General features: G+C 60.4%; 16 protein-coding genes. 5 read left to right on the forward strand and 11 right to left on the reverse strand.

Translation table 11 applies throughout. The annotated features are described in order from the left end of the window. Nucleotides 1–697 precede the first annotated feature (697 nt). On the forward strand, nt 698–1,981 hold the full coding sequence (locus AB4097_RS17085; protein ID WP_442041704.1) for an O-acetylhomoserine aminocarboxypropyltransferase: 1,284 nt from the start codon (nt 698–700) through the stop codon (nt 1,979–1,981). A gap of 211 nt (nt 1,982–2,192) precedes the next feature. Here AB4097_RS17085 and AB4097_RS17090 read toward each other — a convergent pair whose 3' ends face one another. Next, nucleotides 2,193–2,867, reverse strand: coding sequence for an AAA family ATPase (locus AB4097_RS17090; protein ID WP_442041706.1), 675 nt, complete (start codon nt 2,865–2,867; stop codon nt 2,193–2,195). Nucleotides 2,868–3,277: 410 nt separating this feature from the next. Here AB4097_RS17090 and AB4097_RS17095 point away from each other — a divergent pair, with 410 nt between their 5' ends. Further along, nucleotides 3,278–3,688 (forward strand): DUF1236 domain-containing protein, encoded by a 411-nt coding sequence (locus tag AB4097_RS17095; RefSeq protein WP_442041708.1) that lies wholly within the window; start codon nt 3,278–3,280, stop codon nt 3,686–3,688. A gap of 55 nt (nt 3,689–3,743) precedes the next feature. Here the strand turns inward: AB4097_RS17095 and AB4097_RS17100 are convergent, their stop codons facing one another. Beyond that, a complete protein-coding gene (locus AB4097_RS17100) occupies nt 3,744–4,814 on the reverse strand; it encodes a COX15/CtaA family protein (protein ID WP_442041710.1) in 1,071 nt (356 codons plus the stop codon). A gap of 131 nt (nt 4,815–4,945) precedes the next feature. Between AB4097_RS17100 and AB4097_RS17105 the strand changes: the two genes are divergently transcribed. Next, complete coding sequence (locus tag AB4097_RS17105) at nt 4,946–5,155, forward strand: DUF2842 domain-containing protein (RefSeq protein ID WP_442041712.1); 210 nt, start codon at nt 4,946–4,948, stop codon at nt 5,153–5,155. Here the strand turns inward: AB4097_RS17105 and AB4097_RS17110 are convergent. From AB4097_RS17110 to AB4097_RS17130, 5 genes are all read right to left on the reverse strand, one after another. After that, nucleotides 5,152–5,346 carry a hypothetical protein gene (locus tag AB4097_RS17110; RefSeq protein WP_442041714.1) on the reverse strand — a complete coding sequence of 65 codons (195 nt, stop codon included), beginning with the start codon at nt 5,344–5,346 and terminating at the stop codon, nt 5,152–5,154. The genes AB4097_RS17105 and AB4097_RS17110 overlap by 4 nt on opposite strands. Nucleotides 5,347–5,448: 102 nt before the next feature. Beyond that, nucleotides 5,449–5,808, reverse strand: a complete 360-nt coding sequence (locus AB4097_RS17115) for a hypothetical protein (protein WP_442041716.1) — start codon at nt 5,806–5,808, stop codon at nt 5,449–5,451. 185 nt (nt 5,809–5,993) lie between these two features. After that, a complete protein-coding gene (locus AB4097_RS17120) occupies nt 5,994–7,037 on the reverse strand; it encodes a response regulator (protein ID WP_442041718.1) in 1,044 nt (347 codons plus the stop codon). A 13-nt stretch (nt 7,038–7,050) separates the two neighbouring features. After that, complete coding sequence (locus tag AB4097_RS17125; protein ID WP_442041720.1) at nt 7,051–9,195, reverse strand: PAS domain-containing sensor histidine kinase; 2,145 nt, start codon at nt 9,193–9,195, stop codon at nt 7,051–7,053. Continuing rightward, complete coding sequence (locus AB4097_RS17130) at nt 9,192–9,656, reverse strand: hypothetical protein (RefSeq protein ID WP_442041722.1); 465 nt, start codon at nt 9,654–9,656, stop codon at nt 9,192–9,194. The genes AB4097_RS17125 and AB4097_RS17130 overlap by 4 nt, the downstream gene beginning before the upstream one ends. 461 nt (nt 9,657–10,117) lie before the next feature. On the opposite strand from AB4097_RS17130, the gene AB4097_RS17135 reads away from it, so the two are divergent. Further along, nucleotides 10,118–10,528, forward strand: a complete 411-nt coding sequence (locus tag AB4097_RS17135; protein WP_442041724.1) for a BA14K family protein — start codon at nt 10,118–10,120, stop codon at nt 10,526–10,528. A 172-nt stretch (nt 10,529–10,700) separates the two neighbouring features. Next, on the forward strand, nt 10,701–10,976 hold the full coding sequence (locus tag AB4097_RS17140; RefSeq protein WP_442041726.1) for a hypothetical protein: 276 nt from the start codon (nt 10,701–10,703) through the stop codon (nt 10,974–10,976). Nucleotides 10,977–11,115: 139 nt separating this feature from the next. On the opposite strand, the gene AB4097_RS17145 is transcribed toward AB4097_RS17140, so the two are convergent. The 4 genes from AB4097_RS17145 to AB4097_RS17160 form a co-directional block, all read right to left on the reverse strand. Then, nucleotides 11,116–11,367 (reverse strand): hypothetical protein, encoded by a 252-nt coding sequence (locus AB4097_RS17145; RefSeq protein ID WP_442041728.1) that lies wholly within the window; start codon nt 11,365–11,367, stop codon nt 11,116–11,118. After that, entirely contained in the window at nt 11,364–13,829 is a 2,466-nt protein-coding gene (clpA, locus tag AB4097_RS17150) for an ATP-dependent Clp protease ATP-binding subunit ClpA (protein ID WP_442041730.1), read from the reverse strand. The genes AB4097_RS17145 and clpA overlap by 4 nt, the downstream gene beginning before the upstream one ends. 30 nt (nt 13,830–13,859) lie before the next feature. Further along, nucleotides 13,860–14,204, reverse strand: coding sequence for an ATP-dependent Clp protease adapter ClpS (clpS, locus tag AB4097_RS17155; RefSeq protein WP_114946835.1), 345 nt, complete (start codon nt 14,202–14,204; stop codon nt 13,860–13,862). 319 nt (nt 14,205–14,523) lie between these two features. Further along, nucleotides 14,524–14,865, reverse strand: a complete 342-nt coding sequence (locus tag AB4097_RS17160) for a phasin family protein (protein ID WP_442041732.1) — start codon at nt 14,863–14,865, stop codon at nt 14,524–14,526. Nucleotides 14,866–14,959 lie beyond the last annotated feature (94 nt).

Consider the following 14,959-nt stretch of genomic DNA (forward strand, 5'->3'; position numbering starts at 1 on the left):
CGGCCATCCACGCCTTCTCTCCCAAACCCTCCGGCCTCATCCTGAGGAGCAGCGCAGCTGCGTCTCGAAGGATCATCCTGCGCGTACTGGAGCCTCCTTCGAGACGGTCATTGACGTGACCTCCTCAGGATGAGGCCGGAGGGTGAGAGCGATGTTATGTTCTCACTTTGTTCTTGACAGATGCTGCAACCTTGGCTATATCGTTGCACAGCCTGATCCGACGAGGGGCGCGCTTCGCGAGGCGTCGCAMGKTGTGGGATCCGGCACGGTCCTGTCCGCCGGTCACGCAGCCGGCGCCGGGAGGCCCTTGGCAGCCCTGTGCTGGTCCAAGTCGAAACGCCTAAAAGAACCGTGCGCGAGGAGCAGTTCGGCTCTTCCATTTCTCACTCAAGCGAGCCGGGCTGCCCGTCGCGCCTCCCTCGACCCCTGAAAGGCTCGCAGCGCAAGCTGCGGGCCCCAAGGTGCTGGCTCTTTGACAGAGATATACGAAGGACATCGGTTACCTCCGAGTTGGAGAGCCACCTCGACCGGTATCCCGAAAAAACTCCCAAAAAACACGGGACGTGCTGGGACCCAGGCTGCGCCCTCTCCTCAGGGGAAATCGAGACAGGTCATTGCGGACACAACACCCTCCTTGACGGACGAACGATACGTTCTTTAAATAGAACGCACTCATTTCCTGAAGGAACGCCCAACCATGACCGACCGTCTGCCAGGCTTCAACACGCTCGCCATCCATGCCGGGGCGGCTCCCGATGCTGCGACCGGTGCCCGCGCGACGCCGATCTATCAGACCACATCCTTCGTCTTCGACGACGTGGACCACGCCGCATCGCTCTTCGGCCTTCAGGCGTTCGGAAACATCTATTCCCGCATCGGCAATCCGACCTGCGCCGTCCTGGAGGAGCGCGTGGCCGCACTCGAAGGCGGAACGGCGGCTCTCGCAGTGGCTTCCGGCCACGCAGCCGAGTTCCTGACCTTCCACACTCTGCTCCAACCCGGTGACGAGTTCATTGCGGCCAAAAAACTCTATGGCGGTTCGATCAACCAGTTCAACCACGCCTACAAGAATTTCGGCTGGAACGTGGTCTGGGCCGATTCGGACGATCCGTCCTCCTTCGAGGCGGCCATTACGCCGAAGACCAAGGCGATCTTCGTCGAATCCATCGCCAATCCCGGCGGCGTGATCGTCGACCTCCAGGCCATTGCGGCCATCGCCAAGAAGCATCGGGTTCCGTTCATCGTCGACAACACGATGGCGTCTCCCTACCTGATCCGCCCCTTCGAGCACGGTGCGGACATCATCGTCCACTCGGCCACGAAATTCCTCGGCGGCCACGGCAACTCGGTCGGTGGCCTGATCGTCGACGGGGGCTCGTTCAACTTCGCGGGCGACGACCGCTATCCCATGCTGTCCAAGCCACGGCCGGAATATGCCGGCATGGTGCTGGGCGAGACCTTCGGAAATTTCGGCTTCGCCATCGCCTGCCGCGTGCTCGGCCTGCGCGACCTCGGACCGGCCCTTTCGCCCTTCAACGCCTTCCTGATCCTCAACGGTATCGAGACCCTGCCGCTGCGCATGCAGCGTCACTCGGACAATGCCCTGACCGTCGCGGAACATCTGGAGGGCCACAGCAAGGTGTCCTGGGTCAGCTATCCGGGCCTGCGCTCGGACCGCTATCACAACCTCGCCAAGCAGTACTGCCCGAAGGGCGCCGGCGCTGTGTTCACTTTCGGTCTCAAGGGCGGCTACGAGGCCGGCGTGAAGCTCGTCTCGAACCTCAAGCTGTTCTCGCACCTGGCGAATATCGGCGATACCCGGTCTCTCGTGATCCACCCGGCCTCGACCACTCACCGCCAGCTGACGGACGAGCAGAAGACACAGGCCGGAGCGGGCCCCGAGGTGGTGCGCCTCTCCATCGGCCTCGAAGACACGCAGGACCTGATCGACGACCTCAATCAGGCTCTCGACGCAGCGTAATCAGTTTACGCGCGGATCCCCGTTCATCCCCTCCCCGTCATGCCCGGCCTCGTGCCGGGCATGACGTCTTCATGGCGTGGTGGTTCTGTAAGCGAGGATGACCGCAACAGGTAAGGCCATGACGCGGCACGGCAGGTGCGATGGACCCAACAATGGCGAGCAAAAAGGGCGGCCCTTGAGCCGCCCTTTTTACTGAAATGGAACCCGATACCTACGCGGCGCGAGACGAGCCAGCCTTCTTGTAGGTGTTGTGGATAGCGTTGAGCGAACGCTCGAGCGCCGTCCAGAGGCGGCCAATTTCATCGGCCCCTTGGGAATTCGCATCGTATTCCCGAGCCCCCTCGCCCGTTGCGAGGGAGAGAGTCAGCTCCGGACGATGGGTGATCTGGCCGGCCCAGACCGGAACCTGAAGCGCGTTCAGGGCCCCGCGCGCATCGGCAACCACATGGGCCTCGGCATCGCCATGCTTGGCCGGTGCTGCATTGATCACAGCGGCATAGGGCTTGCGATGCTCGCGGGCGATGGCGACCGTATCTTGCAAGGCAGCGATGTCGAACAGGCTTGCGCGGGTCGGAACGATCACGAGGGTCGCCTGCTTGATCGCCTCGGCCACGATGGCGGACTTGTTCGGCGGTGTATCGACGAGAACCCACTCGTAGCCTTCGCGCTTGGCCTGCTTGATGGCCTCATCGATGTTGCGCACGTTGTGCTTCAGGCCCAGGAATTCCTGATTGCGGATCTTGTGCCAAAGGGACAGGGAGCCCTGGGGATCGTTGTCGATCAGCAACGTAGGGCGGGAAGGGTTGGCGATATAACTCGCGAGGTGAGCAGCAAGCGTGCTCTTACCCGAGCCGCCTTTTCGCGAAGCAAATACCAGCACATTCATGCCTGACTCCTCATAAGCCTGTTCCTACAGCCCTGCACCTAGGGGTTAACCTATCTTAATATTGTTCACCTATCTGAGAGCAAGTACTGATTTCCTAATTCGCGACGTATTCCCACGACGATTTTCACGGGCGATGGGTTCGGTTGGCCGATTTCAAGCCGCTGTCCTGCGGCAGATTCCGTCTCGCCGGGCTTCTAAAATGACTTTTTGAAGTTCAGATGGAACCAAAAACGGTCGTTCAGAAAACTGAACCATGGTACTCTGAAAATGAACGACCATAGATAAACATTCCCGCTATGGTTTAATGAACTTTCGCCCGCATTGATCTCTTTGAAACTGCTTTTCGCGGCCGGAACCACACTCTCGCTTAGCCGTTAAGCTCCAGACTTCACCAGTCTAGGAGCTGACAAATGTCCAAGAAGATCTTGTTTGCAGGCGCTGTTCTCGTGGCCCTCGCCCCGGTTGGCGCCTTTGCCCAGTCCGGCGGCGGCGTGGCCGCTGGTGCAACCACCGGCGCCGTGGGTGGCGCCATCGTCGGCGGCCCGGTCGGCGCGGCGATCGGCGGCGTGACGGGCGCGATCGTGGGCGGTCTCGCCGAGCAGCAGCAGCCGCAGTTCCGTCAGTATGTCGTGACCCAGGGCGTTCCGTCCTACACCTACCAGCAGGAGGTTCGCGTCGGCGCAACCCTGCCGGCTTCCGGCGTGCAGTACTATGAGGTTCCCGCCGAGTACGGCGTCACGAACTATCGCTACACCGTCGTGAACGATACCCCGGTTCTGGTCGAGCCCGGCACCCGCCGCATCGTCCAGATCGTCCGCTAAATCTCAGCGGAACTCGGTTTTCGGGGCGGCCTGAAAAGGCCGCCCTTTCCTTATGTCAGGGCTTGCTCACCCGGGCATGAACCACGGCCATGGCGAGCACGGCCATGGCGAAGATCTGATGCGCCAGGCCAGCCCAGAGCGGCACTGCGAGCAGCAGCGTCACGATCCCGAGAACCATCTGTCCCAGCACCAGGAAGGCCATTCCCATCGCCCGACCGGCGGTTTTCGAGGATGAATCATGGCGGTACGAGGTCCAGGCATGCCACAGGGCAAAGGCCACGATGGCGTAGGCTACGAGGCGGTGATTGAACTGAACGAGCAGCACATTATCGACGAAGTTCTCGATCCAGGGCTTGACCAGGAACAGGGCCGAAGCCGGCGGGATGAGAACCCCGTCCATCAGGGGCCAGGTGTTGTAGGTCAGCCCGGCTTTCGATCCGGCCACGAGACCGCCGAGCGCGATCTGAAACAGGATCAGCCCAACGAGAATGCGGGGCGCATAACCCGTCTGCACCTCTTGGCCCGTGGAGCCGGAACGATCCTTCAGTCCCGATGCCACCCAGACGAGGCAGGCCAGGATGATGCTGGCGACCGTCAGATGAAGGGCAAGCTTGATCGGCGCGACGGCGGTCATGCCCGGCTCAAGACCCGAGGCCACCATGATCCAGCCAATGGCACCTTGAAGCCCGCCCAGGGCTCCGATGACGAGAAGGGTCAGAGCCAGCCGCCCCTTGATCGTTCCCCGCACCCAGAACCAGACGAGTGGAAGGAAGAATACAAGGCCGATCAGACGGCCGAGCTGCCGGTGCCCCCACTCCCAGGCATAGATGAACTTGAACTCCGATAGGGTCATTCCCTTGTTGACGAGTTCGTATTGGGAAATCTGTTGGTATTTCTCGAACTCAGCCAGCCAAGCCTGCTCGGTCAAGGGCGGAATGGCGCCCGTGACGGGTTTCCATTCGGTGATCGAAAGGCCCGAACCGGTCAGGCGCGTGGCTCCACCCACCGCCACCATCAGAACGACCAAGGCGGCGAGGCTGTAGATCCAGATGCGAACGGCGGACAAGGACCGGCTTTGGGGTACGCGCGCCAACGGCACGCCCTCGGTGGAGGCTGCGACAGCCATGCTCACTCTCATCGTCGATTAGGGCTTGAACCCGGGATACGGACGTCACATAGAGGCTATGCCTTCGAGAGGCAATTCATGCCGGTGACGCACCGCTCACACGCGACGTCGATGATTTGAGGATTTCGGCCATGGGCGTTCGCCTGCGCAAGCTGATCGGCACAGTGGTCATGCTGGCCTTCATCATTTTCTATGCGCTGTTCGCGATGGCCATCGCTGAAGGCCGGATCACACAGGCGCCCAAGCTCCTCCAGACCGTGGCCTATATCGTGCTCGGCCTGATCTGGATCGTTCCGTTGATGCCCCTGGTCCGCTGGATGGCGAAGCCGGACAAATCCTAAGCGCCGCCGATTCCCTCGATGATCGTGCCCGTGCCGCCGCAGATCGGACAAGGCGTGGCGCCGATGCGGCCGCTGCCCTTGCATTCGGGACAGATATTCTCACCCGCCCCCGGGGTCCCCGGCTCGGCCTGATCACCGGGATTAAGCTTCGTTTGGTCGGAAGAGGCTTGATCTTTCGGGGTGTCGGTCATGGCTGAGCTCGCTTGATGCTTCATGCGAACAACGCAGAGGCGGAATCCCGGTTGCCAGACCGATGAACAAAAGGCCCGTCAGAGACGGGCCTTTTCAGGAACTCAGTTGCAGACCCGGCGGGTCCGGTGCTCCCAGCCCCAGCCGGGAACCCACTCGCGGTAACGCTCGGTCGTGCAGCGCTCCACATAGACCTCACGGACGGGGCGCTCGTAATAGACCGGCGCAGCTTCTTCCACGTAGACCGGCGGGGGCGGCGGCGGAGCCCGGTAGACGACCGGAGGCTGAGGCTGGGCGACGGCCGAACCAACGACGGCACCCACGGCAAGACCTCCCAGGGCTCCAAGAGCCACGGCGGCACCGGGAGACAGGCGGTCACGCGCTGCAGCCGGTTGGGCGGCAGCCAGGCCGGTGACCAGCGCCAGAGCCGCAACGGTACCGGAAACAAGTCGGAAGATCTTCATGATCATCACCTACGACAGGAGAAAGGCTACGTGCCATCCTCTTCATGTCATGAGATATACTGTCCCAAGTCTCTCTGAAAGCTGAACAGATTGTGGCAAAGCTTGGTTCAAGGCTTATTCCGCCGGAATGGTGAGCGATCCGTTAACACCTCCACCTGTCCCATCGCGATTCTCGCGGGTCCACCTCAGGGACCGGCGCTGCGCAGCGGTACCGACAGCAGCACGCGAACGAGGTCCGCCTGGCGGTTGGTATCGGTTTTCCGGAACAGGTTCTTCAAGTGGAAGACGACCGTGGTCTGGGCCACGTCGAGTTCTTCGGCGATCTGATCGAGACGCTTGCCGTCGATCAGCATGAGGGCGACCCGCGTTTCAGATGGCGTCAGGCCATAGAGACGTACGAGCGTGTCGCCCGAGACCTTGGCTCGCTGCTCCGTGTCGATGACGAGCAGCACGACGGCTTCGGGCCGCTCCTCTGCGGAGAACCGCTGTCCCTGGATCAGGACGAGATAGGGCCGACCGCCCGAAATACGCGGGAAAGAGACGATTTCGTCGAGCGTCTCTTCCTCGAAAGCCTTTCCGACCGCCGAATAGAGCTTGCTGTTCTGCTTGGCCGCGGACCCTTTCAGGATTCCCTGCGCGGCGATCAGGCCGTCATCCTCGGCCAGAATGCGCTGCGCCTCCTTGTTCATCACCCGAATGGCGCCGTTCTCGTCGACGATCACCACGCCGACGAGAAAGCGGTCGAAAGCGAAGGTTGCCTTGTAGAGGGCATCGACCGTCCGCCCCTTGGAGGATTTCAGGATCTCCTGCCAGGATTCCTCCGCCCGCGTGACGGCATGCGTCTGAACGCGGGTGACCTGATCGAGGCGGGCTGCGATGGTCGCAAGCAGGATTTCATAGTCGATCGGCTTGACGAGATAGTCGTCCGCGCCCGCCTGCTTGCCAGTGAGAACGTCATTCCGCTCGGCGAGCGCGGTCAGGAAGATGAACGGAACATCGGACATCGTGCCTTGCTCGCGCAGAGCCTTGAGCACGTCGTAGCCGCCAAGGCCCGGCATGGTAATGTCGCAGAGCACGAGGTCCGGCCGTTGCTTCTCGAGGAGACTGAGCGCCTCGCTGCCGTTGGCGGCTTGGAGAACACGGTAATTGGCGGCCTCCAGCTCCTCGGCGATATCGTCCCTCAGGTCGTCTTCGTCTTCAACGCAAAGAATTGTTTTTTGAGCATTCATCGGGGTCTGTCACTCATGCAGCCTGTTGCGCTTGTTCGGCATTGGCGATGGGCAGATCGAAGGTAAACAACGATCCGGCCGCCTCGTAGCTTTCAACCTGAATTTCTCCCCCATGCAAGTGCATGATCCGTTGGGCAAAATTCAATCCAATTCCCGTTCCGGCGATACCCGATGCCGTTCGGGCACGATAGAAACGATCGAAGATCTTCGGCAATTCATCCGCTGGAATTCCGATTCCCCAGTCCCGGACGGAGCAGAAGGCGCGGGATCCCTCCATCCAGATCTTTATCTCGACGACTGGCGTATCCCCTGAATACTTGATGGCGTTTGACAGGAGATTGACGACGACCTGCTCGATGAGCATGCCGTCGCAATAGACCGTCACGGGAAGATTGGGGATGTCGAAGCGGATATCGGCCTGCGTGCTGACCTCGCGCTGCCGATCGCAGATGTCTACGACGAGATCCACCAGATTGTAGGAGGCGGGATTGACCTCGATCGTGCCTGCATCGAGTTTGGCTGCGTTCAGCACGCTCTCCACAAGACGGGTCAACCGGGTGCCGGCATTCCGTATCTTCTGGACGCGCGTAACCAGCTCGTCCTGCGTCAGTTCAGCCCCACGCCGCAAAATGCGCTGAGCGCTGGAATCCAGAATGGCGAGCGGTGTCCTGAACTGATGGGACACCATGGACACGAAGCTGCGATATGCGTTGGTGGTCTCACGCTCGCGGCTGAGCGCGGATTCGAGAGCCCTTGCGACCTGCTTGTAGCCGGAAATGTCCGTCAGGCGCACGAAGATCGTCGCGCCGTCAGCCTTCGTGAGCGAAAGACGAGCCCAGGTATCCTTCTTGAGCATGAGATCCAGCTCGATCTCCTCGAATGGAGGCTCCGCATTGACGAGACGCATGTCGGCCCCTTCGCACATGGCAAAGCACCGCAGAAAGCTCGTGAGGCCCATTTCCTCGTTGCACCACAAGGATACCGGCGCGGCAGCCCAGATCTGCTCATTCGCGAAGAGGAGCTTTCCCGTCCAGTCGAAGGCAGCAAACCCTTCCGATGCGGACTTGATCGCGGCGATCAGGCGGCGCTCGGCCTGACGCAGGGCGGCCGTACGCTGAAGCACTTTGATCTCGAGATCGAAGTTCTGCCGCTCCGCCTGCTTGCGGGCCAGCCATTGCTCGGTCACATCGCGCATGAAGGCGATTCCGAGCTTGCGCTCGGCCATGGAGACCGGGAGACAGTTGATCTCCAGGCATTGCTCCTGCCCGTCGGATGACGATGTCTCGTTCTCGAAAATCGAGCTCATTCCCTCCGTCGCGCGGATGAGGGAGCCGATCACGTTCTCCTGAGCAAAAATCGGATCGATATCCGACATGTGCTGTCCCACGGCCTGTTCGGGCTTGATGTTCAGCAGGTCTTCCATGCCCGGGTTCCAGAGCAGGCACCGGAGCTCGGCATCGAACATGACGATGCCTTGATTGCTGATGTTGTTGATGACCAGATCGGAAAGCTCCTGCTCCTGCCTGAGAAGCTGGCGGGCTTGGCTGGCTTCCTGCATACCCTTGAACAGGCGGAGGAGAAGAAACGAAGCGCTGACGGCGATGCCGACAATGAAGGCGAAGCTCTCGAAGACATAGCGCAAATACATGGAGCGCTTTTCTGACATCTCACCACGGTTGAGCAGCATGACCTTATTGGCGATGTCTCTTAGCTGATAGGCGAGATCACGAACCTGCACCCTTAGCAGCTGCGCGGCCTGGGGATCGACGCGCCCCTTGAGCAGCGGCTCTGCATAGGTCAGCTGCAGGTAGGCTTCCTTAAGGGTCCCAAGGGATCCTACCTTCTCGATGACATGGCCTTGCATTCCCTCCAGGAGAACGGCCATCCGGCTGATCAAGATAGCCAATCGAAACTCGGGAGCTTGCTCGCGATCGGGAAAGGCTTCTCCTATGGCTGCGCGCGTTAGGCTTTCGGCCAAGATCGACGCTTCGAACTGCGTTTGGGAAATCTGCCAAAGATTGGCATGCGTCTCCTCTGTCCGAAGATCCTCTTCGACGTTGAGCAGGCGCCAGACCGTAAACGTGAGCGACAGCGCCAGCACCGCAATCGCAACCAGAGTGACCAGAGCAGCCTTGTAATTGCTGAGGTTGAGCCTCATGGTCGTACGACCCGCAGTCGATTGAGTTGCCAGACCCAGCGAGAATCGTGGAGGTCGTCGCGCAAGGCGCTATGGTCGTCGCGAGGGTAGACGATCCACAAAGGCCCCTTGTCGCGGAGCGTCAGCACCTGACCGTCCGCCGACATGGCAAGCAGGGGATCGTACTTGAGATCGTCCCAGGGGATGTCGACCTCATAATCGTTCCAAGCCGAAGCCCGGATCGTCGCCCCCTTGCCGCCTACCCGGTCGAGGACAGCGCGCAGCGGGACGCCCTCGAAACGATGCGCTTTACCGCTTATGACGAAAGTGGCCGTGAGACTCTTCCGCCCTAGTGCCTCCAGCATAGCCCGGTCGAATTCCGCCCGCCCTGGAGCATTGGTCGCTTCAATCTCTCCGGTAACCGTCAGCAGGATCTCCCCGCTGGCCGACGGCAACGGCTCGGCTGCGTAGGACGACGTCAAGCCGCCCAGCAAGACAACCACAGTCGCAAGGAACGTGAGATGGAGCATGAGGTCCCGACCTAGGAGAGATTATAATAGAACACACATATCATTGGCGATTTGTTTCAAAAAATCCAGTGCCACCCTTGAGAAAGAAGAGACTTCTCCCCTTGAGGTATGCCCGGAAATAAATCCATAAATTCAAATGAATATCCACCGGCACTTTCTTAGCACAGAGATTAGAGCATCCTTCGACCTGAACTATATGCTGCAGGCATTCGAAACACTAAGGAAGCATAGACCATGGTATTCAACTGGTTGCTTTCAGACCATACCTGAATAGCATCTATAAATACCGGAGGGGGGGGCGAGCATCGTAATCAGGACGAAGATCGGGATTGTGCGAGCTTGACCGCTGAGGCTATATTCCGCGCCGATAATCAGCAGACCTCTGCCGAAGTTTCCGTAAATGAGGATTTGATATGCGCAAATTCGTAACGGCCCTGGTCGGCGCTGCGGTGCTCCTGTCGGCACTGCCCGCCAGTGCCAGCCCCATGCAGACCCGCCCCCTGCCTCGTATCGACCAGGCGTACCCGAACGAGAGCTACGCCCAATACTATCGTCGCGGCTATCGACCCTATTACCGTGATGGTTATTATCACCGCCATGGCGGCAATGGCGCTGCCGTCGCGGCCGGCGTTGCAGGCCTTGCAGCGGGCGCTCTGATCGCCGGCGCGATCGCCAACCAAGCCCAGGCTGCCCCTCCCGCACCTCCCGGCACGGTCGATCCTCAGATGGCCGCTTATTGCGCGCGCAAGTACCGTTCCTACGATCCGTCGACGGGTACTTTCCTGGCCACGAACGGCATGCGGTACGTCTGCACCTACCCGTAAGCTCGAGGCTCACGCTTCATTCCAGCCCTGCCTCAGACCCTGTGGCAGGGCTTTTGCTTGTGCCTATTACCTTCCGACAGCCCGAGGCTTTACCTCCTCGGCCTTCGCCTTAAAAAAATGAGAAGGCGATTTCCGCCCACACCCCACGCTCGAGAAGGCTCAGATCAACTCAATGGCTCAAGACTCAGACAGCACCGGCACCGTCATTCCCTCCACCGAAGCGGCCATCCTCACCTCCGGAAACATGACGGAACTCGAGCTGATCCTTCCGGATCTGGGTGACGAGGATCTACCTGAGGTTGCAATCTTCCTGGTCGCCTGCGCCATGCGCTTCCACAGCGATCCCGATTTTGTCCAGGAGCAACTGGAATGGCTCGTCCGGGCCCACGACACCGAGGTGGACGAAGGGCTAAAGCCTGACCAGCTCAACTCCGCCAACGACGATTGAATCGCTTGATCTGCTCCCTCGTTGAGGGCGTCCGCTGCGAGGTAACGTTTGGGCAGGCCTGCCGTGGGATGAAGCGGCCGGAGCCCATGAAATACGCGAAGGATAGACCAGGCGAACAATCGCCCGGCCGCATCAAGCCTCAAAGGCTGGAGATTATCGCGTCGATCCCTTCCATGATCGCGGCCGGCGATGTGCCGACCGCATTCAGGAGGATAGTCAGCAGCCAGTAGCAGCCGAAGACAATGACCGGCACGAGGATCCAACCCAGGACTTCTTCGAACCACACACGCCGGCGACGCCGGAGGTAGCGCTTCTCGCGCCACGACAGCTTCGCCGGAGCGTCCAGTGTCTGGGACGCCTCCAGGGGTCCCTCGTGTATCTCACTCGTCATGCTCTAACCAACGGAACTTTCGGAACGGTGCGGACACCGCCACCTCCATTACCATCCGATCCCTTCGGTTTCACGGACTTTTTCGTCTTCGAAGAAGTCGCCTTTGCCTTGGGCTTCTTCTTGGCGGCGTTCGTCACGTCCTTCTCGGGCTTCGGCTTCACCGGTCCTTCGACATACTCGAAGCCGAGGCTCTCCAGGCCGATCTCGTCCGTTTTGACCACGACCTTGACCGCGCCGCCGTTCTTCAGTCGCCCGAACAGGACTTCGTCCGCCAGAGGTGTCTTGATGGTCGACTGGATCAGACGACCCATGGGGCGTGCGCCCATGGCTTCGTCGTAGCCATGCTCGACCAGCCAGTCGCGAGCCTCGTCCGTGAGCTCGATCGAGACATTGCGGTCGGCAAGCTGCGCGTCGAGCTGCATGACGAACTTTTCCACGACCTTCTGGACCACTTCCTTCGGCAGGTGGGCAAAGGAGATCACGGCATCAAGACGGTTGCGGAACTCGGGCGTGAACAGCTTGTTGATCGCGTCTGTATCGTCACCTTCACGCTTGGTACGGGTGAAGCCGTAGGCTGGGCGGGCCATGTCGGCGGCGCCCGCATTCGTGGTCATGATGATAATCACGTTACGGAAATCGACCTGCTTGCCGTTGTGATCCGTCAGTTTTCCATGGTCCATGACCTGGAGCAGGATGTTGAACAGATCCGGGTGAGCCTTCTCGATTTCATCGAGCAGGAGCACGCAATGCGGATGCTGGTCAACGCCATCGGTCAGGAGGCCGCCCTGGTCGAAGCCCACATAGCCCGGAGGCGCGCCGATCAGGCGACTGGCCGTGTGCCGCTCCATGTATTCCGACATGTCGAAGCGCAGGAGCTCGACACCCAGCGACGCGGCGAGTTGCTTCGCCACCTCGGTCTTGCCGACACCCGTCGGGCCGGCAAACAGATAGGACCCGATAGGCTTTTCCGCGTCCCGCAGGCCGGCACGAGCCAGCTTGATCGCCGAGGACAGCGCCTCGATAGCCTTGTCCTGGCCGTAGACCACCCGCTTCAGGGTATCCTGCAGGTGCGCGAGCACCTCCGCGTCGTCCTTCGACACGGTCTTGGGCGGGATACGGGCCATGGTGGCGATGGTCGCCTCTATCTCCTTGATGCCGATGGTCTTCTTGCGACGACCTTCGGGGAGGAGCATCTGCGACGCGCCGGTCTCGTCGATCACGTCGATGGCCTTGTCCGGCAGCTTGCGGTCGTTGATGTAGCGGGCGGAGAGCTCCACCGCAGCCTTCACGGCATCGTTGGTATATTTGAGCTTGTGGAAGTCCTCGAAATAGGGCTTCAGGCCCTTCACGATCTCGATGGCATCCGGCACCGAAGGCTCGTTCACGTCGATCTTCTGGAAGCGACGCACAAGAGCCCGGTCCTTTTCGAAATACTGGCGGTATTCCTTATAGGTGGTCGAGCCGATGCAGCGCAGGCTGCCCTGAGCCAGGGCCGGCTTCAGGAGGTTAGACGCATCCATCGCGCCGCCGGAGGTGGCGCCGGCACCGATCACCGTATGAATCTCATCGATGAACATGATGGCGTTCGGATGCGCCTCGATCTCCTTCATGACCTGCTTCAGGCGCTCTTCGAAGTCGCCCCGATAGCGGGTACCGGCCAGGAGCGTGCCCATGTCGAGGGAGAAGACGGTGGCCCCCTTCAGGACCTCCGGCACCTCGCCCTGAACGATCTTGCGGGCCAGACCCTCCGCGATGGCGGTCTTACCGACGCCGGGCTCACCGACGAGAAGCGGGTTGTTCTTCTGGCGACGGCACAGGACCTGGATGGTGCGCTGGACTTCGGACTCGCGGCCGATCAGCGGATCGATCCGACCTTCCTTCGCCTTTTTGTTGAGGTTGACGCAGTAGGCTTCGAGGGCATCGCCCTTTTTCTTCTGACGCGCGTCGCCCTCTTCCTGCGTCGGGCGCTCGCTGGAGGATTCCTCCTCGGATCCACGCGGGGAGCGGCTCTCGGTGAGACCGGGACGCTTGGCGATCCCGTGGCTGATGTAGTTGACCGCGTCGTAACGGGTCATGTCCTGCTCCTGCAGGAAATAAGCGGCATGGCTCTCGCGCTCGGCGAAAATCGCCACGAGCACGTTCGCGCCGGTCACCTCGTCGCGACCGGAAGACTGGACATGAATCACCGCCCGTTGGATGACGCGCTGGAAACCGGCCGTAGGTTTTGAATCCTGCCGTCCATCGGCCACCAGATTGGCAAGCTCGCTGTCGACGTAATCAACAAGATTGCGGCGGAGAACTTCGAGATCGACATTGCAGGCACGCATGACGGCGGCTGCATCCTGATCGTCGATCAGGGCCAGGAGAAGATGTTCGAGGGTTGCGTATTCATGGCGGCGCTCGCCGGCAAGAGCGAGAGCTCGATGTAAGGCTTGTTCAAGACTGCGAGAAAAGCTCGGCAACGGCTTGTCCTTTTATGAGACGGGGCTCGGCTAATTCTTTTCCATGACGCATTGCAGAGGATGCTGGTGTTTGCGGGCGAAATCCATCACCTGGGTCACCTTGGTCTCGGCAATTTCGTACGTAAAAACTCCACATTCCCCAACGCCGTTCTGGTGGACGTGCAACATGATCCGGGTCGCATCCTCGCGGTTCTTGTTGAAGAAGCGCTCCAGCACGTGCACCACGAACTCCATCGGGGTGTAATCATCGTTCAAGAGAAGAACGCGGTAAAGGTTGGGCCGTTTCGTGCGCGGCTTGGTTTTCGTGATGATGGCCGTATTCGAGCGACCGCCATCATCACCTCCAGGAGGCTGTGACCCGCCGGCAGCGGACATCGGAAAAGGCTCCGACAGGGTCAAAGTACCTTGAGCTACCCGCAGCATAATCGAACGACCGCCCCTTCTTCTCTTCTGGCATTCGGCCTCCAGCCCGAGCTCAGTCGCACCTTCAGCATCAAGCCAAATGTATAGTCGCTCCATTCGGTTTGCCAGATCAACCAGATGGGTGGTCGCAGTTCTGATGAAAAGAGCGACATCTTGGTCACTCCTGCGCGAGCTTTGCAGACGCACCCGCTCGGCCCTGGATGCATCGCAGCCCCAACGCAAAACGCCCGGGACAAGCCCGGGCGTTTCATGCAAGAGAATCTGGCGTGCCTCAGGCTCGCGCAGCCGTCGCCTTGGAGAGGAGCCCTTCGTAGGGCTTCATCGTCTCGGTAGCGAGATTGGAGTACAGCGCGCCCATCCTCGTCGCCTGGCTGACGAGGCTGTCGTAGGCGCCCCTCACGAAGGCGGTCTGGATCTCGATGGCCTTGTCGAAGGTCTGAACGCCAAGCAGCTTCTCGACCGTCGAGGAGGTCTGCTCGAAGGACTTGCGGGCAAAATCCGCCGTCTCGGATGCGATGACCTGGCTGTTGCTCGAGAAAGCGCCCAGCGCCTTCACGGTGGCGTCCAGGTTGTCCTGGCCGAACTTCTGAATCTGGGTAAACGGCTGAAGCATTGTGAACCTCGGCAATAAGGCGTTAAATGACGGTGGGCCCGCTGGATAGCTGACGATAGCAATATGCTGCAGTGCACAAATTTTGTCAAGTTCT

Source organism: Microvirga sp. 2MCAF35 (assembly GCF_052115545.1).
GTDB lineage: Bacteria > Pseudomonadota > Alphaproteobacteria > Rhizobiales > Beijerinckiaceae > Microvirga.

What these genes read in the sequence shown, in the direction of transcription:
- clpS (WP_114946835.1), bottom strand. Translation starts at nt 14,204, where the DNA reads ATGTCCGCTGCCGGCGGGTCACAGCCTCCTGGAGGTGATGATGGCGGT.
- AB4097_RS17120 (WP_442041718.1), bottom strand. Translation starts at nt 7,037, where the DNA reads ATGAATGCTCAAAAAACAATTCTTTGCGTTGAAGACGAAGACGACCTG.
- AB4097_RS17100 (WP_442041710.1), bottom strand. Translation starts at nt 4,814, where the DNA reads ATGGCTGTCGCAGCCTCCACCGAGGGCGTGCCGTTGGCGCGCGTACCC.
- AB4097_RS17140 (WP_442041726.1), top strand. Translation starts at nt 10,701, where the DNA reads ATGGCTCAAGACTCAGACAGCACCGGCACCGTCATTCCCTCCACCGAA.
- AB4097_RS17110 (WP_442041714.1), bottom strand. Translation starts at nt 5,346, where the DNA reads ATGACCGACACCCCGAAAGATCAAGCCTCTTCCGACCAAACGAAGCTT.
- AB4097_RS17095 (WP_442041708.1), top strand. Translation starts at nt 3,278, where the DNA reads ATGTCCAAGAAGATCTTGTTTGCAGGCGCTGTTCTCGTGGCCCTCGCC.
- AB4097_RS17115 (WP_442041716.1), bottom strand. Translation starts at nt 5,808, where the DNA reads ATGAAGATCTTCCGACTTGTTTCCGGTACCGTTGCGGCTCTGGCGCTG.
- AB4097_RS17090 (WP_442041706.1), bottom strand. Translation starts at nt 2,867, where the DNA reads ATGAATGTGCTGGTATTTGCTTCGCGAAAAGGCGGCTCGGGTAAGAGC.
- AB4097_RS17125 (WP_442041720.1), bottom strand. Translation starts at nt 9,195, where the DNA reads ATGAGGCTCAACCTCAGCAATTACAAGGCTGCTCTGGTCACTCTGGTT.
- AB4097_RS17160 (WP_442041732.1), bottom strand. Translation starts at nt 14,865, where the DNA reads ATGCTTCAGCCGTTTACCCAGATTCAGAAGTTCGGCCAGGACAACCTG.
- AB4097_RS17145 (WP_442041728.1), bottom strand. Translation starts at nt 11,367, where the DNA reads ATGACGAGTGAGATACACGAGGGACCCCTGGAGGCGTCCCAGACACTG.
- AB4097_RS17105 (WP_442041712.1), top strand. Translation starts at nt 4,946, where the DNA reads ATGGGCGTTCGCCTGCGCAAGCTGATCGGCACAGTGGTCATGCTGGCC.
- AB4097_RS17085 (WP_442041704.1), top strand. Translation starts at nt 698, where the DNA reads ATGACCGACCGTCTGCCAGGCTTCAACACGCTCGCCATCCATGCCGGG.
- AB4097_RS17135 (WP_442041724.1), top strand. Translation starts at nt 10,118, where the DNA reads ATGCGCAAATTCGTAACGGCCCTGGTCGGCGCTGCGGTGCTCCTGTCG.